The following is a 25,213-nucleotide window of genomic DNA, read 5'->3' on the forward strand; positions in this document are numbered from 1 at the left end:
AATGGCCGGACACCATCAGGGAGCAGCGGACAGCCGATCCCTGGAGTTCCGCTTGAGCGGATTCGGAGGTGGGCCCTGACCTCGTCACTCGTGTGACGTGACGGCAGCAGGGAGCGGTCGTTCTCCGAGCGGCCGGTGCTCAGTGCTGTTCTCGGTACGGGCCGGTGCTGTTCTCAGCGCTGTCCTCGGTACGGGCTCGGTGCTGTTCTCCGTGCCGGCTCAGTGCTGTTCGGGGAAGGCGACGTCGAGCACGTCCACGCGGTCCCCGGGGCGGCGGCGCAGCAGGGGTACGGCCTTGTTGCGCGCGTAGCCGTCGTTGTCCAGGGTGATGTCCCCGCTGGCGCCCGGCACCTTGTTGGTGCCGCTCAGGGCGTACAGGTTCTGCGCCACGCCGTCGGGTGTGGGCAGTGCCTGCTCGTCCTGCTGTTCCTGCCGCTCCTGGCCGGGGCGGATGGCGAAGACGGCGGTGAGGACGGCGTCGTGGGCCATGACCGCCTGCCCGTCGGCGAGCGCGGAGCCGGGGAACATCTTCGGGCTGAGGAAGTCCGTCTCCTTGCCGCCCTCGGTGAAGAAGTCGGCGGCGATCCGGTTCACCGTGGCCTTGTGGCTGTCCTCCCACACCTCGGGGTGGGTCAGGCCCGTGTAGACGAGCGTGATGCGGTTGCGCAGCGACTGGTCGAACTCGGGGCTGCTGCGCAGGAGTGTCGCGTCGTCACCGGTCACGATGGTGAAGGTGCGGTCGCCGCACGTCCGGTTGCTCAACTGGTTGATGAACACCTGGAGTTCGGTGGAGCGCCCGGCGAAGAAGACGGTGTCCACCGTGCCGGCGCACAGATTGGCGTTCAGCGCGGAGAACCGGTTCCCCAGGGAGCCCTTGGTCGAGTCGTACGAGCCGCCGTCCTCGACGAGACGGCTCCCGTGGCCCTTGAACGCCTTGCGGAAGCCGTCGCGCAGGCTGGTGACGTAGGCGTCCTGCGCATTGCGGTCGAAGACGAGTTGGACGTCGTTCATCTTCCGGCTCTTGAGGTACGCGGCCGCCGCCTTGGCCTCGTCGCTGTTGGTGGGGGCGACCCTCGCGAGGGTCTCGACACCCTTGACCTTGTCGGCGGTGAGCACGTCGCTGACCAGCGGTATTCCCTGGTCCGACAGATAGCGCATCGCGTCGGCGGTGGCGCCGGTGCTGCGGCTGAGCCCGGCGACGGCCACGAGGTGGTCCGGGCTCTTGGCGGCGGCGACGAGCCTTTCCGCGGCGGCCCTCCACTGCTTGGAGTGGTCACCGAAGTTGGCGACGACGAGCCGGATCAGCGGGGTGTCGCCGCGCACGGAGGTGTTGTTGGCCCGCCACTGGGCGGCGTAGGCGCCCTGCACACCGTGCTCCACGGCCTCGCGGTGGCCCCTGCCCCCGGTGAGCGCGTCCATCGGGCGCGCGAACGCCACGGTGACATAGGCGCGGCCGTGGTCCCGGTGCTGTTTGGCCACCCAGTCGTTCTGGGCCTTGATCTTCGCCGAGACGTCGTTGAGCTCCGGCTTGAGGAAGGCGTAGGAGCCATCGGTGACGCCGACGCACTCGCCGGACCGCTTCTCCACCCCGTGGGCGCATCTGGCGCGGGAGTCCTGCCAGGCGTGCCAGCCCAGGAGACCGCCGACGACCGCGCCGACGGCGGCCACCACGAGGGCGCCGGTCAGCACCGGGTGTCTGAGGTAGAACGGTCCCCTGCCAACAGCCCGTGCCATCGTCGCCCCCTGGTGGTGCCGGTCTAGCGGTGCCGGTCTAGCGGTATCTGTCCGCCTCGTCGTAGAACAGCTGGAATCCGGTGCGCGAACGGGTGCCCAGCGAGCGCAGCAGATCGCCGACGAGCGGGCGCAGCTCGCCCACCGGGTCGGCCAGCGGGTCGCACAGGATCCACCGGGCCCCGGCGAGCAGCCACAGCAGCCGCTCCGACTCGGACAGGTCGGCGGCGGGTGCGGCGAGCCGTTCCAGCACACCGCGCGGCTGGGCCTGGCGCGGCAGCCGGTTCGGCGCTGTGGTGATGGTGTTGAACTCCTCCAGCCAGGCGGAGGGGCTGGTGACGCGGTCCTCCCAGCGCTCCTTGAGGTACGCCACGACCTCGGGCATCGCGTCCACGCTGAGCGCGTGGTGCAGCGCCCGCACGCTCAGCCCCCGCCTGGTGCCGGGGTCGTGGGCGGCCGCGGCCTCGCGCCGGTACTCCTGGCACAGCCCGGTGTGGACGGAGGTCCATGTGGGCCCGGTGCCCTCCTCGCCGCGGGCGAGGCGGTGCAGCAGGAGCGTGCGCAGCCATGGGTGGATGTCGCTGATCCGGCGCGGCTCCGGGACAAAGGGGACCATGCCGCGACTGGGCCGTGCCCGGGGGTCGGCGGAGGCGTCCTCCACGAGCCACAGGCTGTCCTTGAGCTTCTGGTACAGCTGCGGGAATCCGGTGGCGGGAACGGGGATCCACTGGTCGAGCTCGGCCGAGTCGTCGGGGTCCCAGGCGGCGGCGAGCGAGGCCAGGGAGGCGGCCTCGCCGGGTTCGAAGACCCCGCGCAGGGCGCTGTCCAGCGCGTACTCGCCGAGCGTGGGGCCGCCGCCGAAGTCCCCGCCGCCCGCGGTGGCGGTGAGCGGGTCGGGGCCCGGTCCCGGTCCTTCGCCGACCAGGCGCACGGGTGTGTCGAGGGCACGGCGCAGGGCGTCGGGGCGGCTGGTGCCCTGGGAGCGGTTGAGGATCGCGCCGATGAGTGCGCGCGCGGCCCAGGGGTGGCCCCCGGTGGCCCGGTGGACGGCGGCGGTCAGATCGGTGAGGGTGGCGGCCCGCTCGGGGTCGGCGGCGCGGGCGCGGCGGGTCTCGGCGGAGGAGATGGCGTCGAGGTCGCCCAGGCTCAGCCCCCGCAGCAGGACGGGGTACCACCACGACCCGTCGCTGCCGAGCTGTCGGCGCGAGCGCGTCCAGTCGCCGTATCCGGCGGCGTCGGGAGCGCGCGGGGGGACCTGGTCCTCACCGGGGGCGATCCGGCTCCAGGTGCGCGGGCGGCGGCGGCTCGCGGCGATCACGAGGAGGGAGTCGCGCTCGCCGGGCCCGGCGACGTCCCAGGCCTCGCGGACGCGGATGAGCGTGTCGAGGAACGCCGCCCCCGCGGGCGAGTCGGCGTTGTCCAGCACGGCCACGCAGACCCGGCTGCGGTGCTTGGCCCGGTAGGCGCGCAGGTCGGCGAGGAACGCGCCGCACTGCGCCTCGTCGACGCTGCGTTCCTCGTTGGGATCCCCGGAGTTCCAGTACTGGTTGAGGGTGGCGAGGGCGTCGCGGGGGTCGGTGCTGTCGCGTCCGTACCACTCCAGGGCGCTGCGGTGCGGGGAGCGGCCGAGGTTCAGGCGCCCGCCGAGGCCCTCGACGGCCAGGCCCAGGGCGAGGGCGCCGCCGGGCGGCAGCCAGCCGACCTGTTCGAGCAGATCGCCGACCAGGCCCATGCCCTCGCCCTCGCGGGAGCGCTCGGGGCGGCTGCGCAGGAGTTCGTCGATCTGGCGGCGGGCACGGGCGGGGTCGCGCAGGTGGAGCGGGGCGTCGAGGACGAGCTGGCCGAGCAGGAGGCGGGGGAAGTGCGGGTTGGGCACGCCGTCGAGGCGGTGGGCGAGCATGAACGCCAGCGCCGAGGCGACCTGTCCGGGGCTGGCCTGCTCGCGGCCCTCCAGATCGAGGCGGGCGACGGGGACGACCAGTTCGCGGCAGCGCTCCTCGATGCGGACGAGGACCGCGCTCTTGCCGCTGCCGCGCGGGCCGAGGAGGGCGACCAGCGGTAACTCCGGGCCGCTGCGGCCACTGCCCGCGGGCACCGTCGGGTTGAGGCATTCGTCCAGGAAGCGGTCGGTGATCTCGGTGCTTGCGCGCAGGACTGCGGGGCGCGTCACAGTGCCCCCTCCCCCGGTTTGTTCCGTCCCTCGGCACCTGACCCGATCAACGGCAGTGACGTTGTGTTGCCCCGTCAGGTGGTGGCTGTAACCTCCCCGGCGCCGCCCACTGGTTGGATCGGCTCGCCGCCGGGCGGCACGGTGCGCGGGACGCGGGGCCTCGTGGCGCCCGGGAACGGCGGCGCGCCCGCCCTCCGGGGTGGAGGGCGGGCGCGCGGCAGCGGTGCCGGTGGGCGCGGGGCCGCGCCGGTCGGGCCGTCTGCCCGTCGCAGCTCCCGTGGGATCAGAGGTCCAGCGAGGTCATCACGTGCTTGATGCGCGTGTAGTCCTCGAAGCCGTAGCTCGACAGGTCCTTGCCGTAGCCGGACTTCTTGAAGCCGCCGTGGGGCATCTCGGCGGCCAGGGCGATGTGGGTGTTGATCCACACGCAGCCGAAGTCGAGCTTCTTGGACAGGCGCATCGCGGTGGCGTGGTCCTTGGTCCACACCGAGGAGGCGAGGGCGTACTCGACGCCGTTGGCCCACTCGACGGCCTGGTCCTCGTCGGTGAACTTCTGGACGGTGATGACCGGGCCGAAGACCTCGTTCTGGATGATCTCGTCGTCCTGCTTGAGGCCCGAGACCACGGTCGGGGCGTAGAAGTAGCCCTGCTCGCCGACGCGTTTGCCGCCCGTCTCGACCTTGGCGTGCTCGGGCAGGCGGTCGATGAAGCCGGTGACCTGCGCGAGCTGGTTGGCGTTGTTCAGCGGGCCGTAGAGCACGTCCTCGTCGTCCGGCTGCCCGGTCTTGGTGCCGGCGGCGAACTTGGCGAGCGCGGCCACGAACTCGTCGTGGATGCCCTCCTGAACCAGCACCCGGGTGGCGGCCGTGCAGTCCTGGCCGGCGTTGAAGTAGCCGGCGACCGCGATGTCCTCGACGGCCTTGGGGATGTCGGCGTCGTCGAAGACGACGACCGGAGCCTTGCCGCCGAGCTCGAGGTGGACCCGCTTGAGGTCCTTCGAGGCGCTTTCGGCGACCGCCATGCCGGCGCGCACGGAGCCGGTGATCGACGCCATGGCGGGGATCTTGTGCTCGACCATCAGACGGCCGGTGTCACGGTCGCCGCACACCACGTTGAAGATGCCCTTGGGCAGGTCCATCTCCTCCAGCACCGCGCCGATGATCTCGGCGAGCAGGACGGTGGAGGCCGGGGTGGTGTCCGACGGCTTGAGGACGACGGTGTTGCCCGCGGCGATGGCCGGGGCGAACTTCCACACCGCCATCATCATCGGGTAGTTCCACGGGGCGACCTGGGCGCACACGCCCACCGGCTCGCGGCGGATGATCGAGGTCAGGCCCTCCATGTACTCGCCCGCGGCCTTGCCCTCGAGTACGCGGGCGGCTCCGGCGAAGAAGCGGATCTGGTCGACCATCGGCGGGATCTCCTCGCTCCGCGTCAGGGCGATCGGCTTGCCGGTGTTCTCCGACTCCGCCGCGATGAGGTCCTCGGCACGGGCCTCGACCGCGTCCGCGATCTTGAGCAGGGCGCGCTGGCGGACGGACGGGATGGTGTCGCGCCAGGCCGGGAAGGCGGCGGCAGCGGCCTGCATGGCGGCGTCCACGTCGGCTGCGCCGGACAGCGGAGCCGTGGCGTACACCTGGCCGGTCGCCGGGTTGATCACCTCGGTCGTGCGGCCGTCCGCGGCGTCCGTGAACTCGCCGTTGATGTAGTTGCGCAGGGCGCGGAGCTCGCTCACAGCGTCTCTCCTGTCCTCTCCGGTAGGTCCTGGGCAGCCACGACCGGCTACCGGATCGCGGCGCCGCGAGGCTGTATGCACCCAGCCTAACCGTCGTTCTGCCGTATTCGACACACCCCGAAGTGCCCAACAATGGAATCAGTGCTTTCCAAGGTCCCAGACCACGAAATCCTTTGATCCGGGGTTGCGCCACTGACGAGCGTCGTGCACAGTGGCGTCCGTGGCCACACGTGACAGACACGGCGCTCCCATGATCGACGCGGTTTCCAAGGCGATCATCGAGCAGCTCCAGGAGGACGGACGTCGCCCCTACGCGGCTATCGGCAAGGCCGTGGGGCTGTCCGAGGCAGCGGTCCGGCAGCGCGTCCAGAAGCTGCTCGACCAGGGAGTGATGCAGATCGTCGCGGTGACGGACCCGCTCACCGTGGGCTTCCGCCGCCAGGCGATGGTCGGCATCAAGGTCGACGGGGACATGGACCCGGTGGCCGACGCGCTGGCCGAGATGGACGCGGTCGAGTACGTCGTCATCACGGCCGGCTCGTTCGACCTGATGGTGGAGATCGTCTGCGAGGACGACGACCACCTTCTGGAAATGATCAACAAGCGCATCCGGTCCCTGCCCGGGGTGCGCACCACCGAGAGCTTCGTGTACCTGAAGCTCCGCAAGCAGACCTACACCTGGGGCACCAGATGAGCGCGGACATTTCAAAAACCGCGTACGACCACCTGTGGATGCACTTCACCCGCATGTCGTCGTACGAGAAGAACCCCGTCCCGACGATCGTTCGCGGCGAGGGCACCTACATCTACGACAGCAACGGGCGCAGGTACCTCGACGGTCTCGCCGGCCTGTTCGTCGTGCAGGCCGGCCACGGCCGCACCGAGCTGGCCGACGCCGCCTACAAGCAGGCCCAGGACCTGGCGTTCTTCCCGGTGTGGAGCTACGCCCACCCCAAGGCGGTGGAGCTGGCCGAGCGCCTGGCGGACCTCGCCCCGGGCGACCTGAACAAGGTCTTCTTCACCACCGGCGGCGGCGAGGCCGTCGAGACCGCGTGGAAGCTGGCCAAGCAGTACCACAAGCTCACGGGCAACCACACCAAGTACAAGGTGATCTCCCGCGCGGTCGCCTACCACGGCACCCCGCAGGGCGCGCTGTCCATCACCGGCCTGCCGGCGCTCAAGGCGCCGTTCGAGCCGCTGGTGCCCGGCGCCCACAAGGTCCCGAACACCAATATCTACCGCGCCCCGATCCACGGCGACGACCCGGAGGCCTTCGGCCGCTGGTGCGCCGACCAGATCGAGCAGGAGATCCTCTTCGAGGGCCCCGACACCGTGGCCGCGGTCTTCCTGGAGCCCGTGCAGAACGCCGGCGGATGCTTCCCGCCGCCGCCCGGGTACTTCCAGCGGGTCCGTGAGATCTGCGACCAGTACGACGTGCTGCTCGTCTCCGACGAGGTCATCTGCGCCTTCGGCCGCCTCGGCCACTACTTCGCGTGCGACAAGTTCGGCTACGTGCCCGACATCATCACCTGCGCGAAGGGCATGACCTCGGGCTACTCCCCGATCGGCGCGGCCATCGTCTCCGACCGGGTCGCCGAGCCCTTCTACAGCGGCGGCGAGGTGTTCCTGCACGGCTACACCTTCGGCGGCCACCCGGTCTCGGCCGCCGTGGCGCTGGCCAACCTCGACATCTTCGAGCGCGAGGGCCTCAACCAGCACGTGCTGGACACCGAGGGCGCCTTCCTGAGCACGCTGCGGAAGCTGCACGACCTGCCGATCGTGGGCGACGTCCGCGGCAACGGCTTCTTCTACGGCATCGAGCTCGTCAAGGACAAGGCGACCAAGGAGACGTTCACCGACGAGGAGAGCGAGCGCGTCCTCTACGGGTTCCTCAGCAAGGCCCTGTTCGAGAACGGTCTGTACTGCCGGGCCGACGACCGCGGCGACCCGGTGGTGCAGCTGGCGCCGCCGCTGATCTCCGACCAGTCGACCTTCGACGAGATCGAGCAGATCCTGCGCAGCGTCCTCACCGAGGCCTGGACCAAGCTCTAGCCACCCCTCGGCCGGCCCGCCCTGACCGGCCGAAGCACGCTCCCCGGGCCCCCGGCGCGGCCCCTCCTCCCGGCTTCCCCTTGCCGCGAGGAGGGGCCGTTTCCGTTTGCCCGTTGCCGCTTCATGTTTGCCCGTTGCCGCTTCGTCCCCGGCGCCGCGCCGATCGGGTTCTTACGTTTGTCGGTCCGCGAGTCGTCCAAGCCTCTCTTCGGATGGAACGTATGGTGCGGAATATGACAAATATGCCCGGAACCACCGCCCGGGCGTGACCGACCCCCCTCGCACTCGTTCGTCGGACGAGGCGATGAAACCCGGAGGTGCTCTCTTGACGGTGGCCCCGCCGGACAACGATGCGCTGTGGGCGCGCGCACTCGTGAAGTCCTACGACGGTTCGCCCGCACTGCGCGGAGTCTCCCTCGCCGCCCGGGAGGGCGAGATCCTCGCCGTCACCGGCCCGCGCGGCTGCGGCAAGTCGACCCTGCTGAACTGCCTGTCCGGGCAGCTTCTGCCCGACGACGGCGAGGTCTGGTTCCACAGCATCCCCGTGCACACCCTCAACGCCTCCTCGCGTGAGCGGCTGCGCCGAGAGCGCTTCGGCTGGATCGGCACCGAGCCCCACCTGGTGCCGGAGCTGACCGTCCGGGAGAACGCCGCCCTGCCCCTGCTGCTCGGCGGCGCCTCCCACAAGGCCGCCGCACTCGCGGCGCAGGAGTGGCTGGAGCGCCTGGACGTGGCCGACTGCGCCCGAAGGCGACCGGCCGAGCTTCTCCAGGCGCAGCGCCAGCGCGTGGCCATCGCCCGCGCCCTCGTCACCAGGCCCGCGGTGCTCTTCGCCGACGAGCCCACCGCCCCGCTGCACTGCGCCGACCGCGGCCAGGTGCTCCGCATTCTGACAACGGTGTCACGCTCGCACCGGATCACCATCGTCCTCGCCACCAACGACGACGAGGTGACCGCCTGCGCCGACCGCACCGTCGCCCTGCTCGACGGCAGGGCCGCCGCGGACGCGGGCGAGCGCAGCCGGGTCACCGCCGGAGCGAACGGGAGCCTCCAGGAGGGCGCGCAGGACGCCCAGCACACCGCCGACGCGGAGCCGGAGACCGCCGCTCCCGCCTCGGCCGTGGCCGCGGGCTCCACGGCATCGGCCCCGCCGACGGCTCCCCCGACGGCGACCACGGCCACGGGCAGGGAGGGCGCGGACCGGTGCTCTGCCTCCGCGTAGCCCGAGGTTCCCGTCCCACCACCCTGCTGCGCCGACTCCTCCTCGCCGCCGTCTCCGCGGGCGCCGGATTCCTGCTGCTGTGCGCGCTCGGATACGCCCTCGCCCATCCGGACCGGGCGACGGGGGCGACCGCCAGGCTGCTGTGGTGCCTGGTGCCCGCCGCGGCCGTCGTCCACCTGTCGGTGGCGGTCTCACGGGTCGAGCCGAGCCGGGAGCTGACCGCGGGGCTCAGCGCCACCGGATACAGCTCCAGCCGTCTGCCGATGCTCGCCGCGGTGGCGACCGGCTTCTGGTGTGCGATCGGGAGTCTGCTGGCGTTCGTGGCCTTCCTGCACCTGCGCGGGGACCTGCCGACCACCTCACCGCTGGCGCCGGGCCAGGAGGAGGCCCTGGGCTCCCGGCGGACGCTGCCGCTGGGGGCCACGCTGACGCTGCTGGCGCTCATCCCGCTCCTGGGCGCCGCCGCCTCCGCCGTGGCGCTTCGGCCCCGGCAGATCCGGCCGCCCAAGCAGCGCTCGAAGGACGACCACGACACCCATGACACCCCCGCCACGCCCGGGGACCAGGAAGCGGGGCTGCCCTCCGGTCTGCCCTGGGGGGTGGTGCTCGCCTTCGCCGGGCTGGCGCTCGAGCTGTACGCGGGGCACTGGGAGCACGTGGTGCCCCGCGCCGGTGTCAACCTGCCCAGCACGGTGGGCACCGTCTCCACGGCGATGCTCATCGGCTGGGTCGTGACCGCCGCGGGATTCGTGGTCGCGGGGCCGGGGCTGGTGCACCTGTGCGGTCAGCTGATCGCCTGGGGGCGGCCGAACGCCCTGCGCCTGCTGGCCGGGCGCGGTCTGGCGGCGGAGTCGCACCGGCTGGGACGGCCGGTGGGCGTGCTGTGCGCGGCGGCGTTCGCGGGGCTGGCGACGCTGCGCCTGTGGCACACCTCGGCGCGGCCGGCCATCGACCCGCTGACCGTGTTCGGGGCGGTGCTCGTCGCGGTGTGCTCGGTCGCCACCGTCATGGCGGCGGCGGTGGAGTCACGGGGAGCGCGGCGGCCGAGCACCGCCACGCTCGCCCGGCTCGGGGCGCCGCGTTCGCTGCTGCGCCGGGCGGCAGGGCTGCGGTGCGCGGCGCTTATCGGGGTGCTGGCCCCGCTGACCTGGATGTTCGCGGAACTGGCGGCGCTGCCGATGTATGTGTGAGCGTGGGGGCGTGAGCGCCGCTGGGGCCCCGGAAGTTGCCGGGGCCCCAGCGGCGTCCGGCGTTCAGCGCTTGGGGAGTCGGTCCTTCCCCGCGTCGGCGTTCAGCGCTCGGCGGCGGCGAGCTGGCCGCAGGCGCCGTCGATCTCCTGGCCGCGGGTGTCGCGGACGGTGACCGGCACACCGTGCTTCTCCAGCTGGCGGACGAACTCCCGCTCGTCCTCCGGCCGCGACGCGGTCCACTTCGACCCCGGAGTGGGGTTGAGCGGGATCAGGTTCACATGCACCCGGTGGTTCTTGAGCTTGCGCGCGAGCAGGTCGGCGCGCCAGGCCTGGTCGTTGATGTCCTTGATCAGCGCGTACTCGATGGAGACCCGGCGGCCGCTGCGCTCGGCATAGTTCCACGCGGCGTCCAGGACCTCGGAGACCTTCCATCGGGTGTTGACGGGCACGAGCGTGTCGCGCAGTTCGTCGTCCGGGGCGTGCAGGGACAGCGCGAGGCGGACCTTCATGTCCTCGTCGGCCAGCCGGTGCATCGCCGGGACCAGGCCGACCGTGGAGACGGTTATGCCGCGCTGGGACAGGCCCAGGCCGTCAGGCTCGGGGTCGGTGAGGCGGCGGATGGCGCCGACGACCTTCTTGTAGTTGGCCAGCGGCTCGCCCATGCCCATGAAGACGATGTTGTTCAGGCGGGCCGCGCCGCCGGGGATCTCACCGTCGCGCAGGGAGCGCATGCCGGCGACGATCTGGTGGACGATCTCCGCCGTCGACAGATTGCGGGTGAGCCCCGCCTGGCCGGTGGCGCAGAACGGGCAGTTCATCCCGCAGCCTGCCTGCGAGGAGATGCACATCGTCACCCGGTCGGGGTAGCGCATGAGCACGGACTCGACGAGCGTGCCGTCGAACAGCCGCCACAGGGTCTTGCGGGTGGTGTCGCCGTCGCAGGAGACGTGCCGCACCACCGACATCAGGTCGGGCAGCAGGTCGCTCGCGAGCCTGTCGCGGGACGCGGCCGGGATGTCGGTCCAGTGCGCGGGGTCGTCGGCGAGGCGCGCGAAGTAGTGGCGGGAGACCTGGCCGGCGCGGAACGGCTTCTCGCCGAGCGCGGCGACGGCTTCCCGGCGCTCCCCGGGGGTGAGGTCGGCAAGGTGCCGCGGGGGCTTGGCCCCTCGCGGCGCGGCGAAAGTGAGTTCTCCGGGTACAGGCATGGTCGTACCAGTGTCGCAGACGTGGGAAGGGCTCCCGGCACGCTGCCGGGAGCCCCTCCATGAGGCCTCGTTCCTTCGCCGTGCCTCGCCGTTCCTCGCCGTGCCTCGCCGTGCCTCGCCGTGCCTGCGTTCCTTCGCCGTTGCTTCGTTTCGTACGCGGTTTCCTTCGCGCCCGGCCGACCGGACCGGTCGGGTCAGCCGGCTCCCACGAAGATCACGAACAGCAGCCAGACCACGGGCGCGGTCGGCAGCAGGGAGTCGAGCCGGTCCATGATGCCGCCGTGCCCGGGGAGCAGGGTGCCCATGTCCTTGATGCCGAGGTCCCGCTTGATCATGGATTCGCCCAGGTCGCCGAGGGTGGCGCTGACGGCGACGGCCAGGCCCAGGATCAGGCCCTGCCACCACGATCCGCCGTCGATGGCGAACTGCATGCACAGCGCGCCCGCGGCCATCGAGAAGGCGATCGCGCCGAGCAGGCCCTCGCGGGTCTTGCCGGGGCTGATCCTCGGGGCGAGCTTGCGCTTGCCGAAGCGGTAGCCCACCGCGTAGGCGCCGGTGTCGCTGCAGACGGTGAGGAGCAGGAAGGTCAGCACCCGCCAGGCGCCGTCGTCCGCGGCGAGCGTCAGCACCACGAAGGTGGCCAGGAACGGGACGTAGAAGGCGGCGAACACCCCCGCCGTCACATCGCGCAGGTAGTTCTCCGGCGGCTCGATCATGCGCCAGACCAGCACCGCGAGGACGGTGAGGGCCATGGCGACCCAGGCGCCCTCGGCCCCGCGCACATATCCGGCGATGAGCATCCCGGCCCCGCCGACGACCAGCGGGACCAGGGGGACCTTGATCTCCTTGCGCTCGGCCAGGCGCGAGGTGAGCTCCCACAGGCCCACGACGACGGCGACCACGACGACGCCGAGGAACGCGGGCTTGTAGACGAACAGCGAGGCGAGGATCACCGCGCCGAGGCCGACGCCGACCCCGATCGCCGCCTTGAGGTTGCGGCCCCCGCGGTTCACCGGGGCCGCCGGAGCCGGTACGGGCTCCGGCTCGTGCCTGCCCAAGGGCTCGCCGGGCTTGTCCGGGCCGCCGCCCGAACCGTTCGCCGTGCCCGGACCGTTGGCCGTGCCCGGCTCGCCGGTGGTGCCCGGCTCGTCCCGGAACAGTGGGCGGCCGCGGTGGGCGCCGCCCTCCGGGCCGCCGTTGCCCCACCCGCCACCGTTGCGCCCCTCGCCGTTCCACCCCTCGCCGTTCGGCTCGGGGTCCGGGACAGCGTCGGGCACGGAGGGCATGTACCGAGTCTGCGCCGCATCCCCGTCCCCGTACACCGGACTGCCGGGCTGCTGGTACGCCCGACCAGGGGCGTATCCGTAGCCCGGGCCCTGGCCGGGGCCGTGCTCGGCCGGGCCTCCCGCCGGGGCCCCCAGGTGCGGAGTGTGGGCCGAACGGGTGAGGGAGCCCAGGTCCGCGCGGCCGTCGGCCACGGGTGGCAAGAGCTGTGTCTCGTCCTGGTCCGCCGGGGTGTGCTGGTAGACCGACGCGTCCCCGTGGGCACGGCCGTGCGGGGTGGCCGGCCCGGGGGCTGCCGGCGGCTGGGCCTGCTGCCGGTCTCCCGACGGAGCTCCCCAGGAAGACTCGTTCATCAGACCTCGAGGAGCTCGGATTCCTTGTGCTTGAGGAGCTCGTCCACCTGGGCCACGTACTTGTGGGTGGTGTCCTCGAGCTCCTTCTCCGCGCGGCGCACCTCGTCCTCGCCGGACTCGCCGTCCTTGACGCGCTTGTCGAGGGTCTCCTTGGCCTTGCGGCGGATGCTGCGGATCGAGATCTTCGCGTCCTCGCCCTTGCTCCGGGCGACCTTGATGTACTCCTTGCGGCGCTCCTCGGTCAGCTGCGGGAACACCACCCGGATGATGCTGCCGTCGTTGCTGGGGTTGACGCCCAGGTCCGAGTCGCGGATCGCCTGCTCGATGTTGCGCAGCGCGCTCTTGTCGAAGGGCGTCACCACGGCCATGCGCGGCTCGGGCACCGAGAACGACGCGAGCTGGTTGATGGGCGTCAGGGCGCCGTAGTAGTCCGCCACGATCTTGTTGAACATCGCCGGGTGGGCCCGGCCGGTGCGGATCGCGGCGAAGTCCTCCTTGGCGACCAGTACGGCCTTCTCCATCTTCTCCTCGGCCTCGAGGAGGGTCTCTTCGATCACTTCACAGCTCCCTGTCCCTTGCCCCTGCCCGCCGGTTCACCCGCGGGTCGCTACCTGCACGGTGTCGATAAGGCAGCGGGTTGTCCATCCCTCGTTGAGAGGGCTCGCCGCTCGCGTTGCCGATGGCGTCTCGCGTTGCCGGTGGCCTCGTGAGTGGCGCTGTCAGTCGCGATTGCCGTGGTGGCTGACGAGCGTGCCGATCTTCTCACCCCGTACGGCGCGGGCGATGTTGCCCTCGCTCAGCAGCTCGAAGACGAGGATCGGCAGTTTGTTGTCCATGCACAGGCTGATCGCCGTGGCGTCGGCGACCTTGAGGCCGCGCGCGAGCACCTCGGAGTACTCCAGCGCGTCGAACTTCACGGCGTCGGGATTGTGCTTGGGGTCGGAGTCGTAGACCCCGTCGACGCCGCTCTTGGCCATCAGCAGTGCCTCGGCGTTGATCTCCAGGGCACGCTGGGCGGCGGTGGTGTCGGTGGAGAAGTAGGGCATGCCCATACCGGCGCCGAAGATCACGACACGGCCCTTTTCCAGGTGCCGCACGGCGCGCAGGGGGATGTAGGGCTCGGCCACCTGGCCCATGGTGATGGCGGTCTGCACCCGGGTCTCGATGCCCTCCTTCTCCAGGAAGTCCTGGAGGGCGAGGCAGTTCATGACCGTGCCGAGCATGCCCATGTAGTCGGAGCGGGCCCGGTCCATGCCGCGCACCTGGAGCTCGGCGCCGCGGAAGAAGTTGCCGCCGCCGATCACGATGGCGATCTCGTAGCCGCCGCGTACGACGGCCGCGATCTGCCGGGCGATGGCGTGCACGACGTCGGGGTCGACGCCGAGGCCGCCCCCGCCGGAGAACGCCTCACCGGACAGCTTGAGAAGGAAGCGGCGACGTGTGGCGCCGTCCTTGGTTGCGGGCCGGCCGGTCTCGGCCTTACCGGCGTCGGGTTGCATCGACTTCTCCTCGTACACGTACGAAGGAGGCCACTGCCGCGGGTTCCGGTCCGGTTCCCTGCACGGCAATGGCCTCCTCGCGTCACAACTGGTGCCGGCCTGAGCCTGCCGACGGGTCCGACCCTAGCGGGTGGACGGTGGTCAGACGCCGACGCGGAAGCGGGCGAAGCGCTTCAGCGTCACGCCGGCCTCGTCCAGGACCTTCTGGACGGTCTTCTTGTTGTCCTTGGCGAACGCCTGCTCCAGAACGGCGTTCTCCTTGACGAAGCCCGTCACGCGGCCCTCGACGATCTTCGTCAGAGCGGCCTCCGGCTTGCCCTCCTCACGAGCGGTGGCCTCGGCGACGCGGCGCTCGTTCTCGAGCACGTCGGCGGGGATGTCCGCGCGGGAGAGGAACTTCGGGGCGAACGCGGCGATGTGCTGGGCCACGTCCTTGGCGACCTGCGCGTCCTCCTTGTCCAGCTCGACCAGGACGCCCACCTGCGGGGGCAGGTCCGGGCTGGTGCGGTGCAGGTAGGAGGCGACGAAGCCGTCGTTGAACTGCGCGAAGCGGCTCAGGACGATCTTCTCGCCGAGGGTCGCGTTGGCCTCGTCGACAAAGGCCTGCACGGTCTTGCCGGACTCGATCTCGGTGGCGAGCAGGGCCTCGAGGTCGGCCGGGGAGGTCTTGGCGACGTGGTCCGCGATCGTGTTGGCGACCTCGACGAAGCGGTCACCCTTCGCGACGAAGTCGGTCTCGCAGTTGAGCTCGACCAGCACGCCGGCCTTGCCGCCCTCGAGCTTGGCGACAACAGCGCCGTTCGAGGCGTTGCGGCCCTCGCGCTTGGCGACGCCCTTCTGGCCCTTGACGCGCAGGATCTCGACGGCCTTCTCGACGTTGCCCTCGGCCTCGTCCAGCGCCTTCTTGCAGTCCATCATGCCGGCGCCGGTGAGCTCGCGGAGCTTCTTGACGTCGGCGGCGGTGAAGTTCGCCATGGTCTGTAAATCTCTTCTCGGTATGTCGGTGGATCTACCGGTGAACGGCGGGGGCCTGGTGGGGCCCCCGCCGATCGGATGCCGTGTCGGCGCCCGGAAGAAGGTCGAACCGTCAGGCCTTGTCGGCCTCGGCGGCGGGCTGCTCGGCGGCGGCCTCGTCGGACTTCTCCTCGGCCGCGGCGCCGGCCGGCTCGGCCTCGGCCTCGGCGGGCTTGGCGGCATCGTCGGCCTTGGCGGCATCGTCGGCCTTGGCCTCGGCGGGCTTGGCTTCGTCGGCCTTGGCCTCGTCGGCCTTCTCGTCGCGGACGAGGAGCTCGCGCTCCCAGTCGGCCAGCGGCTGGTCGGCGCCCGGCTCCACCTTCGCGTCACCGGTGGCGGCACCGGCGCGGGCGATGAGGCCCTCGGCGACGGCGTCGGCGATCACGCGGGTGAGCAGCGTGACGGAGCGGATCGCGTCGTCGTTGCCCGGGATCTTGTAGTCGACCTCGTCGGGGTCGCAGTTGGTGTCCAGGATCGCGACGACCGGGATACGCAGCTTGCGGGCCTCGCCGACGGCGATGTGCTCCTTCTTGGTGTCCACGATCCACACGGCGCTGGGCACGCGCTGCATGTCACGGATACCACCGAGGGTGCGCTCGAGCTTGTCCTTCTCGCGCTGGAGGACCAGGAGCTCCTTCTTGGTCATGCCGGAGCCGGCCACGTCCTCGAAGTTGATCTCCTCGAGCTCCTTGAGGCGCTGGAGGCGCTTGTGGACGGTCGAGAAGTTGGTGAGCATGCCGCCCAGCCAGCGCTGGTTGACGTAGGGCATGCCCACGCGGGTCGCCTGCTCGGCGATGGCCTCCTGGGCCTGCTTCTTCGTACCGACGAAGAGGACCGAGCCACCGTGGGCGACGGTCTCCTTCACGAACTCGTAGGCGCGGTCGATGTACGACAGCGACTGCAGCAGGTCGATGATGTAGATGCCGTTGCGCTCCGTGAAGATGAAGCGCTTCATCTTCGGGTTCCAACGGCGGGTCTGGTGCCCGAAGTGGACGCCGCTTTCCAGCAGCTCCCGCATCGTGACGACGGCCATGGCCGTACTCCTTGGTGTTGCGCCCCCGAAGTGCGTGGAGGCTTGTTCCCGGTTGCCCACGGCTGCCGGGTGGCGGCCGTGCCTGACGCCCCGGTAGCGCCGTGCCTCGGAAACGGGTTTCCTTCGGACCAGGAGCGCTGCCGCCGCTGGGAGCCTCGGGGGCATCTCCAGGGGTGGTGGGGCGTGCGAAGTCGATCCGGTGACCCGGATCGCCAGGGAAAGTGTACGGGACCGGCCGAGCGCCGGGCGACTTGGTGATTTTCTCCCGAACGGGTGACCAGGTTTTCCACATGAGCGGCGTTTTCCACAGAATCACACCAAGATCCACTGCGTCCCGGGCGTGGGGCGCATGGTCTTCGCATGAAGCGCTCGAAAACGGTACTCGGGTGCCGGGGGGCCCTGGCTGCGACCGCGGTCATGGCCGTGGGCATGGTCATGGGCATGGTCTTCGGCATGGCCGTGCCCATGACCACGGCCCTGGTCCTGCTGGGCCCGGGGGCTGCGGTGGCCGCCCCGATTCCGGGGCCGGAGTCCGGGTCGGGGTCCGAGCCGGGTCCGGGGCCGGAGTCTGAGCCGGAGCCTGGGCCGGGGTCTCGACCGGGGTCTGGACCGGGGTCCGGGCCGGGGTCTGAGCCGGGGTCTGAGCCGGAGCCTGGGCCGGGGACTGAGCCGCGTCGGGGGCCTGGGCCAGGGTCTCGACCGGGGTCTGGACCGCGTCCGGATCCGGATCCGGGGCCGGGGTCTCGACCGTGGCCTGGACCGGGGTCCGGGTCGGGGTCTGAGCCGGAGCCTGGGTCGAGGTCTGAGCCGCGTCCGGGGCCGGAGCCTGGGCCGGGGACTGAGCCGCGTCGGGGGCCTGGTCCAGGGTCTCGACCGCGTCCGGATCCGGATCCGGGGCCGGGGTCTCGACCGTGGTCTGGACCGGGGTCTGAGCCGGAGCCTGGGCCGGAGTCCGGGTCGAGGTCTGAGCCGGGGTCTGAGCCGCGTCCGGATCCGGGGCCGGGGCCGGGGCCGGGGCCGGGGCCGGGTGCGGGGCCGGGGCCGGGTGCGGGGCCGGGGCCGGGTGCGGGGCCGGGTGGGGGTGACCGGGCCTGGCCGGTGGACCCCGGCGGCGGCCGGGTGAGACCGGTCGTGGTGCGGGGGTGGGACCCTCCGCTGTCGCCCTACGGAGCGGGACACCGCGGGGTGGACCTCGGCGCGGCGACCGGCCGGGCGGTGCGGGCGGCGGCGCCCGGAACGGTGTCGTTCGCCGGCCCGGTGGGTGGCCGGGGCGTGGTGTCGGTGGTCCTGGAAGGCACCGGGGCACCCCCACTGCGCACCACGTACGAGCCGGTGGCTCCGTCGGTGAGGAAGGGCGACCGCCTACGCGCGGGCGACGTCCTGGGCACCATCCAGGCAGACGTCCCGTCGCACTGCGCGGCGCAGTGCGTCCACTGGGGCCTCCTGCGAGCAGACCAGTACCTGGACCCGCTGTCCCTGCTCCCGGAGTCACTGCTCCACGCGGGCCACTCCCGCCTGCTCCCGATCTTCGGCGTCCCAAGGCAGGGCATGGCACCGGCCGCCGCCATGGCGCGGAAGCGGAAATCCCGCGGCGGCCCGCCAGGAGCAGCCGCTGCCCTCCTCGCCGCCTCGGCCCTTTGGGCCCGCACAAGGCTGAGCAAGGGGCGCCCGCAGGCGCAGCGACCGCCGAAGGAGGCGACCGGGTGAGGGAGGGGGCGGGGGGAGAGGGCGGGGCGGGGGCCCGGAGGCCGACCCGGGGCTGCGTCTGCTGGGCATGGGGCGCCCGCAGGGCCGGGCGGGCGCGCGAAGGGCCCGGGCGTCAGGGGCGGTGAACGCCTTGGAGGGCCATACTCACCGCGGCTTCGGTGATCTCCTGCGGGGGTTCGGCGGCGCCGAGTTCGAGGCGGCGGACGGCGGCGTCCACGAGGCCCTGCAGGAGCATCGCCGTCAGTCGGGGCTGGTCGTGGCCGAGGGCGGCCAACGCTTCGACCACCATCGCGATCAACTGGCCGTGGGCGGCGCGGATCTTCTCCCTCGCGCCCTCGTCCAGTTCCCCGGCCGAGATGGCGACGACGGCGCGGTGCCGACGGTCCCCGACGAGGGCGAGCTGGCGGCGGACGTAGGCCTCGATCTTGGCCTCCGGAGTCGCGACCAGCTCCATCGCCGCCTCGACCTCCGCCGCCCAGACGGGGAAGTCCACGGCGCACAGCTCCTCCACGACCGCGGCGCGCGAGCGGAAGTACTCGTAGACCGAGGACCTGGCCAGCCCCGTGCGCTCGGCGAGGGCGGGGAAGGTCAGCGCCTCCGTTCCCCCTTCGGAGAGCAGGGCGCGCGCGGCGTCCAGCAGGGCGTCGCGCTGCATGGTCCGGTGCTCGGCCACCGAGGCCGCTCGAATCTTCGGCACGGTCCTACTGTACGTAGATGTCCTGGATCGGTGGGTGGTGCGGCACTGTTGCCACCACCGGGTTGGCGCAAAACATTCGGTGGAACTCACGCGGGCCCGGGTCAGCGGCCCGCCTCGGCGAGCTTGGCCCGAAGTTGCAGGACCGACTTGGTGTGGATCTGGCTGACCCTGCTCTCGGTGACGCCGAGCACCTGGCCGATCTCGGCCAGGGTGAGGCCCTCGTAGTAGTAGAGCGTGACGACGGTCTTCTCCCGCTCCGGAAGGGTGTTGATCGCGCGGGCGAGCAGGCGCCGCAGTTCGCGGCTCTCGGCGATCTCCACGGGGTTGTCGGCGGCGGTGTCCTCGAGGGTGTCCACGAGGCTGAGCCGGTCGCCGGTCTCGGTGCCGCCGTGGAGCAGTTCCTCGAGCGCGACCACATTGGCGAGGGAGAGCTGGCTGAAGACGGCCCGCAGTTCCTCGACCGAGATGTCCATCTCATGGGCGACCTCGGGCTCGCTGGGGGTGCGGCGCAGCTTGGCTTCGAGGGTGGCGTAGGCGCGTTCGACGGCGCGTGCCTTCTGGCGGACGGAGCGCGGGATCCAGTCGAGGGCACGCAGTTCGTCGATGATGGCGCCGCGGATCCGGCTGATGGCGTAGGTCTCGAACTTGATGGAGCGCTCGGGGTCGAACTTCTCGATCGCGTCGATGAGCCCGAACACTCCGGAGGAGACGAAGTCGGCCTGCTCGACATTGGAGGGCAGGCCCACGCTGACGCGTCCGGCGACGTACTTCACCAGCGGTGAGTAGTGCAGGATCAGCTGTTCCCGAAGGCGTGGGTCGGCGGTGGACTTGTAGGAGCGCCACAGCTCGGCGAGCGCCGCGGTCCCGGGGGCGGCCGTCGCGGCGGACACGCGGTCAGGCCCGGAGGTGTGCTTGGGCATACGTCGCCTTGAGCCGTTCTACCGATGCTGGAGTGCGGATGCGGATATTCGCGAGCGTAGCGTGACGGGTCGGTCGCGCAGTGCCACTGCGGCGGATGCGGGGGCGGCGCGCAGATACGTTCCGCTGGAGCCGGGGCCGCCCGGCGCGGTGGAGGCTGGGCCCTCGCGGCGGCTCCGGCCGCACGGGAGGCGCGGCGGGGGCGGCCTCGGGCGAATTGGGGGGGTGTGCGGTCACACCCCCAACCTCATCACCCGATCGCCCCAGGTCAAGAACCGTCTTGTCACCTGATGGTGTGTTGACCCGCCCGCGGGGGAAGGGCTGCACGCCTGTTCGTCAGCCCGGCATCCATCACCCGCGCACGCCGTAGCGTTCGGCGGGGGCCGTCATGTCGGACCGTTCGGCGGGGCCCGTTGTGGCGGCCTGAGGCGACGCGCGGGTGTTGGCCACGCTGGGGACCAGGCGCCAGCGGGTGGCGCGGCGCGCGACGAAGCCCATGGGCAGGAGTTCGTGCAGCGCGGCCAGTGCCTCGTCGAGGACGACTCCCGCGGCCTTGGCGATGGCTTGGGGCGAGGCGCCGTCGCCCGGTGGCACGGCCTCCAGGACACGTGCCGCCCTCGAGGGCAGCAGGTCCCTGGCCATCATGTGGCCGCGCCGCTCGGAGGCGAGGTCGCCGATGCTGCCGCACAGCTCCACGACCTCGGCCGCTCTGGTGACCAACACCGCCTCCCCGCGCAGGAGTTCATGGGCGCCGCCGGACAGGGCGCTGGTGACCGGGCCGGGCACGGCCATGGTAAAGCGGCCCAGCTCGGCGGCGCGCCGGGCCGTGATCAGGGCTCCGCTGCGGTACTCGGCCTCCACGACCACGGTGCCTGGGGTGAGCGCGGCGATGACGCGGTTCCTGAGGATGAATCGGCTTCGGGTGGGATGCTCGCCCGGGGGCAGTTCGGCGATGAGCAGGCCCTGTTCGGCGATGCGCCGCAGGAGTTGGGCATGGCCTCTCGGGTAGGGGACGTCGACGCCGGAGGCGACGACGGCGACGGTGGCGCCGCCGACGGACAGGGACCCCCGGTGCGCTGCCGCGTCGACACCGTAGGCCGCTCCTGAGACGACGGCCCAGCCCAGCTCCCCCAGATCGGCGCACAGGCCGCTCGCCACATGGGCGCCGTAGGCGGTGCAGGCGCGGGCGCCGACGACCGCCACCGAGCGCAGGGCCAGCAGGCGCAGGGAGGGTGCGCCGCGCACCCACAGGCCGTAGGGGCGCTGGTCGCCGAGGTCGTCCAGCTGCCGGGGCCACTCGGGGTCGCCGGGGCAGACGAATCTGCCGCCGAGTGAGTCGATCGCGGCCAGGTCGTCCTGGGGGGCGGGGCCGTCGAGCCTGGTGCGGTATCCGTCGAGCTTGCGCTCGCTGATCCCCGGGAGGTCCGCGTCCGTGGTCAGTCGCCGGAGAGCCTCCTCGGGGGTGTGGTCCCGCAGGAGGCGGCCCATGGCGGTGTCGGCGGGCTCGGCGATCCTGGTGAGGGCGGCTCGGGCGTGCCTTTCCTGGTCGCTGACGGTCATGGCACGCGTCCTGCCGTCAGTGCTCCCCTTCTGACCTCGGTGCGCAGCTCGAGGGCGACACGGATGTCGTCGGCCTCCGGCCGGTCGCGGCCCGCGAGGTCGGCGACGGTCCAGGCGACCCTGATCACCCGGTCGAGTCCTCGGGCGGTGAGAAGGCCGCGCTCCATTTCCCGTTCGGCGGCGTCCATGGCTCCCGGGTCGACCCGCCACCGGGTGCGCAGTTCATGGCCGGGCACTTCGCTGTTGGTGCGCCAGGGGGTGTCGGCGTAGCGCTCCGCGGCGCGTTCCCTGGCGTGGTGGACGCGGGCGGCCACCGCGTGGGTGGGTTCGGCGTCCTCGCCGCGGCCGAGGAGTTCCTCGCGGCCGACCGGCTGGACCTCGACTCGCAGGTCCACCCGGTCGAGCAGGGGGCCGGACAGGCGGGACTGGTAGCGGCGGATCATGGCGGGGGTGCACTGGCAGCCCTCCCGCAGGAGGGAGAATCTGCCGCACGGGCAGGGGTTGGCGGCCAGGACGAGCAGGAAGCGGGCAGGCAGGCGCAGGGAGCCGGCCGAGCGGGCCACGACGACATGGCCGGACTCCAGGGGCTGGCGCAGGGCGTCGAGGACCCGGCCGGAGAACTCCGGGGCCTCGTCCATGAAGAGCACGCCTCGGTGGGCGAGGGAGACCGCTCCGGGGCGGGGCAGGCCGCTGCCTCCCCCGACGATGGCCGGCATGGTGGCGCTGTGGTGCGGCGCGCAGTAGGGCGGGACGTCCACCAGGGGTTTGCCCGCGGGCAGGAGCCCCGCGACCGAGTGCACGGCGGTGACCTCCAGGGCCTGCCGGGCGGTCAGCGGGGGCAGCAGGGCGGGCAGCCGTTCGGCGAGCATCGTCTTGCCGGCTCCTGGCGGCCCTTTCAGGTAGAGGTGGTGGCCTCCGGCGGCGGCGATCTCCAGGGCTTGGCGGGCCTCGTACTGCCCGGCGACGTCCGCCATGTCGAGGCGCCGGTCGACGCCTTCGGGGCAGCCGAGCGCCCCCGCTCCGGGGAGCGCGAGGCCGGCGAGCATGGGATCGGGCCTGCCCTGTTCCGCGTCGTCCGGGGTCTGCTCGGGGACGGGTTCGTCGTTGAGTACGGCGATGAGCTGGCGCAGGGTGCGCACCCCGAGCACCGACACGCCGGGGACGAGGGCGGCCTCGGCCGCGGTCTGCTCGGGGACGACGACATGCCGGTAACCGGCGTCGGCGGCCGCCAGGACGGCGGGCAGGACTCCGCGGACGGGCCGCACGCGGCCGTCGAGGCCGAGTTCGCCGACCATGAGGACATCGGCGATGTCCCTGGGCGCGATGCGCTCGGCGGCGGCGAGGACCGCGCAGGCCACGGCGAGGTCGAACCCGCTTCCGCTCTTGGGCACCGATGCCGGACTCAGGCCGACGGTGAGCTTGCGCTGGGGCCATTCCTCGCCGCTGTTGACGACGGCGGCCCTGACCCGGTCCTTGGCCTCGGACAGGCTCTTGTCGGGAAGCCCGACCAGGGCGAAGGCCGCCAGGCCCGGCTCGAGGTCGGCCTGGACCTCGACCACGACTCCGTCGACCCCCACGAGGGCGACCGCGCAGGTGCGTGCGAAGGCCATCACAGCACCCCGCGGACGTGCTCGACCGCTGCGGCGCCCCGCCTTCGGCGCAGCACGCCGACCACATCGATGCGCACTCCGCCCGGTGGGGCTCCTCCGTGCTCGGTGAGCCACCGCTCGGCCAGGAGTCTGAGGCGATCGGTCTTGACCTGTCCAACGGCGGCGAGCGGATGCTGATATCCGCCGCCGGAGCGGGTCTTGACCTCGCACATGACGATTGTGTCGCCGTCGCGAGCGATGATGTCGATCTCGCCGTACCGACAGCGCCAGTTGCGCTCCAGGACGGTCATCCCCCGGTCGGCGAGCCAGCGTCCCGCGACCCGCTCGCCGTATCTGCCAAGTGCCGCTCGGGCGTTCATGGCCACCACCTCCGCGACCGACTGTGGCGGTTGCGGAGAATTCACGCCGAGCGGCGGCGAAAACTGTGGATTACCCGGCAGTTGTGAATATCTCGGGCACTCGAAGGAGTGAATTATGAGCTTTACATGGATGTGTCGGAGGGCAGTTCCAGGTCATTCTTGGTGAGTTCCTCGATGTTGACATCCTTGAACGTCAGCACTCTCACCTTCCGGACGAAGCGAGCCGGGCGGTACATGTCCCACACCCAGGCATCCGCCATCGAGACCTCGAAGAACACCTCGCCCTGCACCGAGTGCACCTGCATCTCGTAGTCGTTGGTGAGGTAGAAACGCCGCTCCGTCTCGATCACATACTTGAACAGCCCGACGACGTCGCGGTACTCCCGGTAGAGCTTGAGCTCCATCTCGGTTTCGTACTTTTCGAGGTCCTCCGCACTCATGGCATATCCCCTTCTGCCTTACGTCCCCCCATTGTGAACCAGTCACTCGTCCTGCGAGTCCAGCACCAGCGGAACGGCCGGCGGACCGGCTTCCAGCAGGGCCCCGAGCAGGCCGCCCAGGCCCGGCGGATAGACGGTCTCCCGGGTCTCCAGCAGCTCCTTCCGGCTCCACCAGCGCAGACCGGCCGTGGTGGCCCGCTCCAGCTCGGTCAGACCGGAGGTGTCCCAGGCCGTCACTTCGGTGCGGCCGAGGAAGTACCACTCGTCGTTGGACCACCGGCGCCCGGCGAAGGCGAAGGAACTGCGCCGCCGCCAGATCACCGGACCGAGCTCGAACGCGTCGATCCCTGTCTCCTCGGCCACCTCCCGCCGGGCCGCCTCCTCCAGGCTCTCCCCCGCCTCCGCCCCTCCACCGGGTGTGAACCACCAGGTCCGCGAGGTGTCGGCCGGTTCGAAGCCGTGCATGAGAAGGATGCGGTCGTCCGGGTCGAGAAGGACGACCCGGGCCGCCCGGCGGACCTCGGCAGGCGCCTCAGGCACGCCGCGCCCTGCGTCGTGCGGCTCGGGCGGCCACGGGCCCCGCGGCGGCCCCGGCGAAGACGAGCACGGCTCCGGCGAGGCAGGCCGCGAGCAGCCACTTGAGCGGGCCGGGCCGCGAGACCGAGCCGACGTCGGCGAATGCCGTGACGTGCTCGGTGAACCCCATCCGTCCCATCGGCCACACGGTGGCGTCGACACGGGCGGTCACGGCGGAGCGCGGCACGGTTCCCTGGTCGTCGGTGAGGTGGCTGCGCGAGTCGGCGGAGGTGTTGCGGTTGTCGCCGAGGAGGAACAGGTGGCCGGCGGGGACCTTGGCAGAGAACCCGGTGGGCGAGGCGGGGCTGTCCTTGGACTTCAGGTACGGCTCGTCGACGGACTTGCCGTTGACCTTGAGACGTCCCCGCTTGTCGCAGCAGGCGACCTTGTCGCCGCCGATCCCGACGACGCGCTTGAGCATCGGGACATCGCCCCACACGGCGTCGTTGAAGATCACCACATCGCCGCGGCGCACGTCGCCGCCGTCTATCCGCTGGGCCATCAGCCGGTCACCGGCCGCCACGGTGGGGTCCATGGAGTCCGTGGGCACGGAGAACGGCCGGTAGTCGATGGCGCCGAGCACGAAGCCGCCGATCAGCAGCGCCATGCCGAGGGCCACGGCCGTGCCGGAGAGCACACGCAGCCCGCGGGAGCCGGCTTTGCCGTCCTCCCTCGCGGAACCACCGCTCCCGCCGTTCACCGCTGGAGTACTGCTCGTGGTACTGCTCCCCATCGGCCGCTCTCCCGCCCCGCTGGCTGTTCCTGGCAGACACGTCGGAAAACGAGTCTCGCCAGCGCACACTACCCGGCAGTACGGGATTCAGTCAGCAGAGCGGGTGGGCGGGGCACGGTCCGCGC

At 71.7% G+C, this 25,213-nt stretch carries 21 protein-coding genes and 1 pseudogene; 5 read left to right on the top strand and 17 right to left on the bottom strand.

Annotated features, from left to right (window positions below; all coding sequences use genetic code 11):
• Positions 1 to 219: 219 nt before the first annotated feature.
• The 3 genes from IEY86_RS23145 to IEY86_RS23155 all read right to left on the bottom strand — a co-directional run bounded on the left by IEY86_RS23145 (position 220) and on the right by IEY86_RS23155 (position 5,636).
• The gene (locus tag IEY86_RS23145) at positions 220 to 1,734 is read right to left on the bottom strand and encodes a type 1 periplasmic-binding domain-containing protein (RefSeq protein WP_189133748.1); all 1,515 of its coding nucleotides are present in this window, start codon (positions 1,732 to 1,734) and stop codon (positions 220 to 222) included.
• A gap of 37 nt (positions 1,735 to 1,771) precedes the next feature.
• A complete protein-coding gene (locus IEY86_RS23150; RefSeq protein WP_189133749.1) occupies positions 1,772 to 3,901 on the bottom strand; it encodes a hypothetical protein in 2,130 nt (709 codons plus the stop codon).
• Between the two features lie 283 nt (positions 3,902 to 4,184).
• On the bottom strand, positions 4,185 to 5,636 hold the full coding sequence (locus IEY86_RS23155; protein ID WP_189133750.1) for a gamma-aminobutyraldehyde dehydrogenase: 1,452 nt from the start codon (positions 5,634 to 5,636) through the stop codon (positions 4,185 to 4,187).
• Between the two features lie 220 nt (positions 5,637 to 5,856).
• Between IEY86_RS23155 and IEY86_RS23160 the strand changes: the two genes are divergently transcribed.
• The 4 genes and pseudogenes from IEY86_RS23160 (at position 5,857) to IEY86_RS23175 (ending at position 10,100) form a co-directional block, all read left to right on the top strand.
• The gene (locus tag IEY86_RS23160; protein ID WP_373287078.1) at positions 5,857 to 6,330 is read left to right on the top strand and encodes an Lrp/AsnC family transcriptional regulator; all 474 of its coding nucleotides are present in this window, start codon (positions 5,857 to 5,859) and stop codon (positions 6,328 to 6,330) included.
• A complete protein-coding gene (locus IEY86_RS23165) occupies positions 6,327 to 7,688 on the top strand; it encodes an aspartate aminotransferase family protein (protein WP_189133751.1) in 1,362 nt (453 codons plus the stop codon). Before IEY86_RS23160 ends, IEY86_RS23165 begins: the two co-directional genes overlap by 4 nt.
• A 304-nt stretch (positions 7,689 to 7,992) precedes the next feature.
• Positions 7,993 to 8,697: pseudogene (locus IEY86_RS23170) on the top strand (ABC transporter ATP-binding protein); the annotation flags it as partial.
• A gap of 194 nt (positions 8,698 to 8,891) precedes the next feature.
• Positions 8,892 to 10,100 (top strand): hypothetical protein, encoded by a 1,209-nt coding sequence (locus IEY86_RS23175; protein ID WP_189133752.1) that lies wholly within the window; start codon positions 8,892 to 8,894, stop codon positions 10,098 to 10,100.
• Positions 10,101 to 10,201: 101 nt separating this feature from the next.
• On the opposite strand, the gene rlmN is transcribed toward IEY86_RS23175, so the two are convergent.
• The 6 genes from rlmN to rpsB form a co-directional block, all read right to left on the bottom strand.
• Positions 10,202 to 11,305, bottom strand: coding sequence for a dual-specificity RNA methyltransferase RlmN (gene rlmN, locus IEY86_RS23180; RefSeq protein WP_189133753.1), 1,104 nt, complete (start codon positions 11,303 to 11,305; stop codon positions 10,202 to 10,204).
• A gap of 194 nt (positions 11,306 to 11,499) precedes the next feature.
• A complete protein-coding gene (locus IEY86_RS23185) occupies positions 11,500 to 12,942 on the bottom strand; it encodes a phosphatidate cytidylyltransferase (RefSeq protein ID WP_189133754.1) in 1,443 nt (480 codons plus the stop codon).
• Entirely contained in the window at positions 12,942 to 13,499 is a 558-nt protein-coding gene (gene frr, locus IEY86_RS23190) for a ribosome recycling factor (RefSeq protein ID WP_189133755.1), read from the bottom strand. Before frr ends, IEY86_RS23185 begins: the two co-directional genes overlap by 1 nt.
• Positions 13,500 to 13,661: 162 nt before the next feature.
• Positions 13,662 to 14,441, bottom strand: a complete 780-nt coding sequence (gene pyrH / locus IEY86_RS23195) for a UMP kinase (RefSeq protein ID WP_189133756.1) — start codon at positions 14,439 to 14,441, stop codon at positions 13,662 to 13,664.
• A 141-nt stretch (positions 14,442 to 14,582) separates the two neighbouring features.
• Complete coding sequence (gene tsf / locus IEY86_RS23200; protein ID WP_189133757.1) at positions 14,583 to 15,416, bottom strand: translation elongation factor Ts; 834 nt, start codon at positions 15,414 to 15,416, stop codon at positions 14,583 to 14,585.
• Between the two features lie 112 nt (positions 15,417 to 15,528).
• Positions 15,529 to 16,488: a 30S ribosomal protein S2 gene (gene rpsB / locus IEY86_RS23205; protein WP_189133758.1), complete on the bottom strand. Its 960-nt coding sequence runs from the start codon at positions 16,486 to 16,488 to the stop codon at positions 15,529 to 15,531.
• 1,119 nt (positions 16,489 to 17,607) lie between these two features.
• Between rpsB and IEY86_RS23210 the strand changes: the two genes are divergently transcribed.
• Positions 17,608 to 18,195: a M23 family metallopeptidase gene (locus tag IEY86_RS23210; RefSeq protein WP_308425164.1), complete on the top strand. Its 588-nt coding sequence runs from the start codon at positions 17,608 to 17,610 to the stop codon at positions 18,193 to 18,195.
• 112 nt (positions 18,196 to 18,307) lie between these two features.
• On the opposite strand, the gene IEY86_RS23215 is transcribed toward IEY86_RS23210, so the two are convergent.
• The 8 genes from IEY86_RS23215 to lepB all read right to left on the bottom strand — a co-directional run bounded on the left by IEY86_RS23215 (position 18,308) and on the right by lepB (position 25,088).
• Complete coding sequence (locus IEY86_RS23215; protein ID WP_189133821.1) at positions 18,308 to 18,868, bottom strand: TetR/AcrR family transcriptional regulator; 561 nt, start codon at positions 18,866 to 18,868, stop codon at positions 18,308 to 18,310.
• Between the two features lie 125 nt (positions 18,869 to 18,993).
• On the bottom strand, positions 18,994 to 19,812 hold the full coding sequence (gene whiG, locus IEY86_RS23220; RefSeq protein ID WP_189133760.1) for an RNA polymerase sigma factor WhiG: 819 nt from the start codon (positions 19,810 to 19,812) through the stop codon (positions 18,994 to 18,996).
• 349 nt (positions 19,813 to 20,161) lie between these two features.
• Positions 20,162 to 21,370: a DNA-processing protein DprA gene (gene dprA, locus IEY86_RS23225; protein WP_189133761.1), complete on the bottom strand. Its 1,209-nt coding sequence runs from the start codon at positions 21,368 to 21,370 to the stop codon at positions 20,162 to 20,164.
• Positions 21,367 to 22,980 carry a YifB family Mg chelatase-like AAA ATPase gene (locus IEY86_RS23230; RefSeq protein ID WP_189133762.1) on the bottom strand — a complete coding sequence of 538 codons (1,614 nt, stop codon included), beginning with the start codon at positions 22,978 to 22,980 and terminating at the stop codon, positions 21,367 to 21,369. Before IEY86_RS23230 ends, dprA begins: the two co-directional genes overlap by 4 nt.
• Positions 22,980 to 23,339: a YraN family protein gene (locus tag IEY86_RS23235; RefSeq protein WP_189133763.1), complete on the bottom strand. Its 360-nt coding sequence runs from the start codon at positions 23,337 to 23,339 to the stop codon at positions 22,980 to 22,982. Before IEY86_RS23235 ends, IEY86_RS23230 begins: the two co-directional genes overlap by 1 nt.
• 122 nt (positions 23,340 to 23,461) lie before the next feature.
• Positions 23,462 to 23,779: a DUF2469 domain-containing protein gene (locus IEY86_RS23240; protein WP_189133764.1), complete on the bottom strand. Its 318-nt coding sequence runs from the start codon at positions 23,777 to 23,779 to the stop codon at positions 23,462 to 23,464.
• Positions 23,780 to 23,821: 42 nt separating this feature from the next.
• Complete coding sequence (locus tag IEY86_RS23245) at positions 23,822 to 24,319, bottom strand: NUDIX hydrolase (RefSeq protein ID WP_189133765.1); 498 nt, start codon at positions 24,317 to 24,319, stop codon at positions 23,822 to 23,824.
• Positions 24,312 to 25,088: a signal peptidase I gene (gene lepB, locus IEY86_RS23250; RefSeq protein WP_189133766.1), complete on the bottom strand. Its 777-nt coding sequence runs from the start codon at positions 25,086 to 25,088 to the stop codon at positions 24,312 to 24,314. Before lepB ends, IEY86_RS23245 begins: the two co-directional genes overlap by 8 nt.
• Positions 25,089 to 25,213 lie beyond the last annotated feature (125 nt).

The sequence above is a fragment of the Wenjunlia tyrosinilytica genome, assembly GCF_014646055.1.
Classification (GTDB): domain Bacteria; phylum Actinomycetota; class Actinomycetes; order Streptomycetales; family Streptomycetaceae; genus Wenjunlia; species Wenjunlia tyrosinilytica.

What these genes read in the sequence shown, in the direction of transcription:
- IEY86_RS23145 (WP_189133748.1), bottom strand. Translation starts at nt 1,734, where the DNA reads ATGGCACGGGCTGTTGGCAGGGGACCGTTCTACCTCAGACACCCGGTG.
- tsf (WP_189133757.1), bottom strand. Translation starts at nt 15,416, where the DNA reads ATGGCGAACTTCACCGCCGCCGACGTCAAGAAGCTCCGCGAGCTCACC.
- pyrH (WP_189133756.1), bottom strand. Translation starts at nt 14,441, where the DNA reads ATGCAACCCGACGCCGGTAAGGCCGAGACCGGCCGGCCCGCAACCAAG.
- rlmN (WP_189133753.1), bottom strand. Translation starts at nt 11,305, where the DNA reads ATGCCTGTACCCGGAGAACTCACTTTCGCCGCGCCGCGAGGGGCCAAG.
- dprA (WP_189133761.1), bottom strand. Translation starts at nt 21,370, where the DNA reads ATGACCGTCAGCGACCAGGAAAGGCACGCCCGAGCCGCCCTCACCAGG.
- lepB (WP_189133766.1), bottom strand. Translation starts at nt 25,088, where the DNA reads ATGGGGAGCAGTACCACGAGCAGTACTCCAGCGGTGAACGGCGGGAGC.
- IEY86_RS23235 (WP_189133763.1), bottom strand. Translation starts at nt 23,339, where the DNA reads ATGAACGCCCGAGCGGCACTTGGCAGATACGGCGAGCGGGTCGCGGGA.
- IEY86_RS23185 (WP_189133754.1), bottom strand. Translation starts at nt 12,942, where the DNA reads ATGAACGAGTCTTCCTGGGGAGCTCCGTCGGGAGACCGGCAGCAGGCC.
- IEY86_RS23240 (WP_189133764.1), bottom strand. Translation starts at nt 23,779, where the DNA reads ATGAGTGCGGAGGACCTCGAAAAGTACGAAACCGAGATGGAGCTCAAG.
- whiG (WP_189133760.1), bottom strand. Translation starts at nt 19,812, where the DNA reads ATGCCCAAGCACACCTCCGGGCCTGACCGCGTGTCCGCCGCGACGGCC.
- rpsB (WP_189133758.1), bottom strand. Translation starts at nt 16,488, where the DNA reads ATGGCCGTCGTCACGATGCGGGAGCTGCTGGAAAGCGGCGTCCACTTC.
- IEY86_RS23230 (WP_189133762.1), bottom strand. Translation starts at nt 22,980, where the DNA reads ATGGCCTTCGCACGCACCTGCGCGGTCGCCCTCGTGGGGGTCGACGGA.
- IEY86_RS23165 (WP_189133751.1), top strand. Translation starts at nt 6,327, where the DNA reads ATGAGCGCGGACATTTCAAAAACCGCGTACGACCACCTGTGGATGCAC.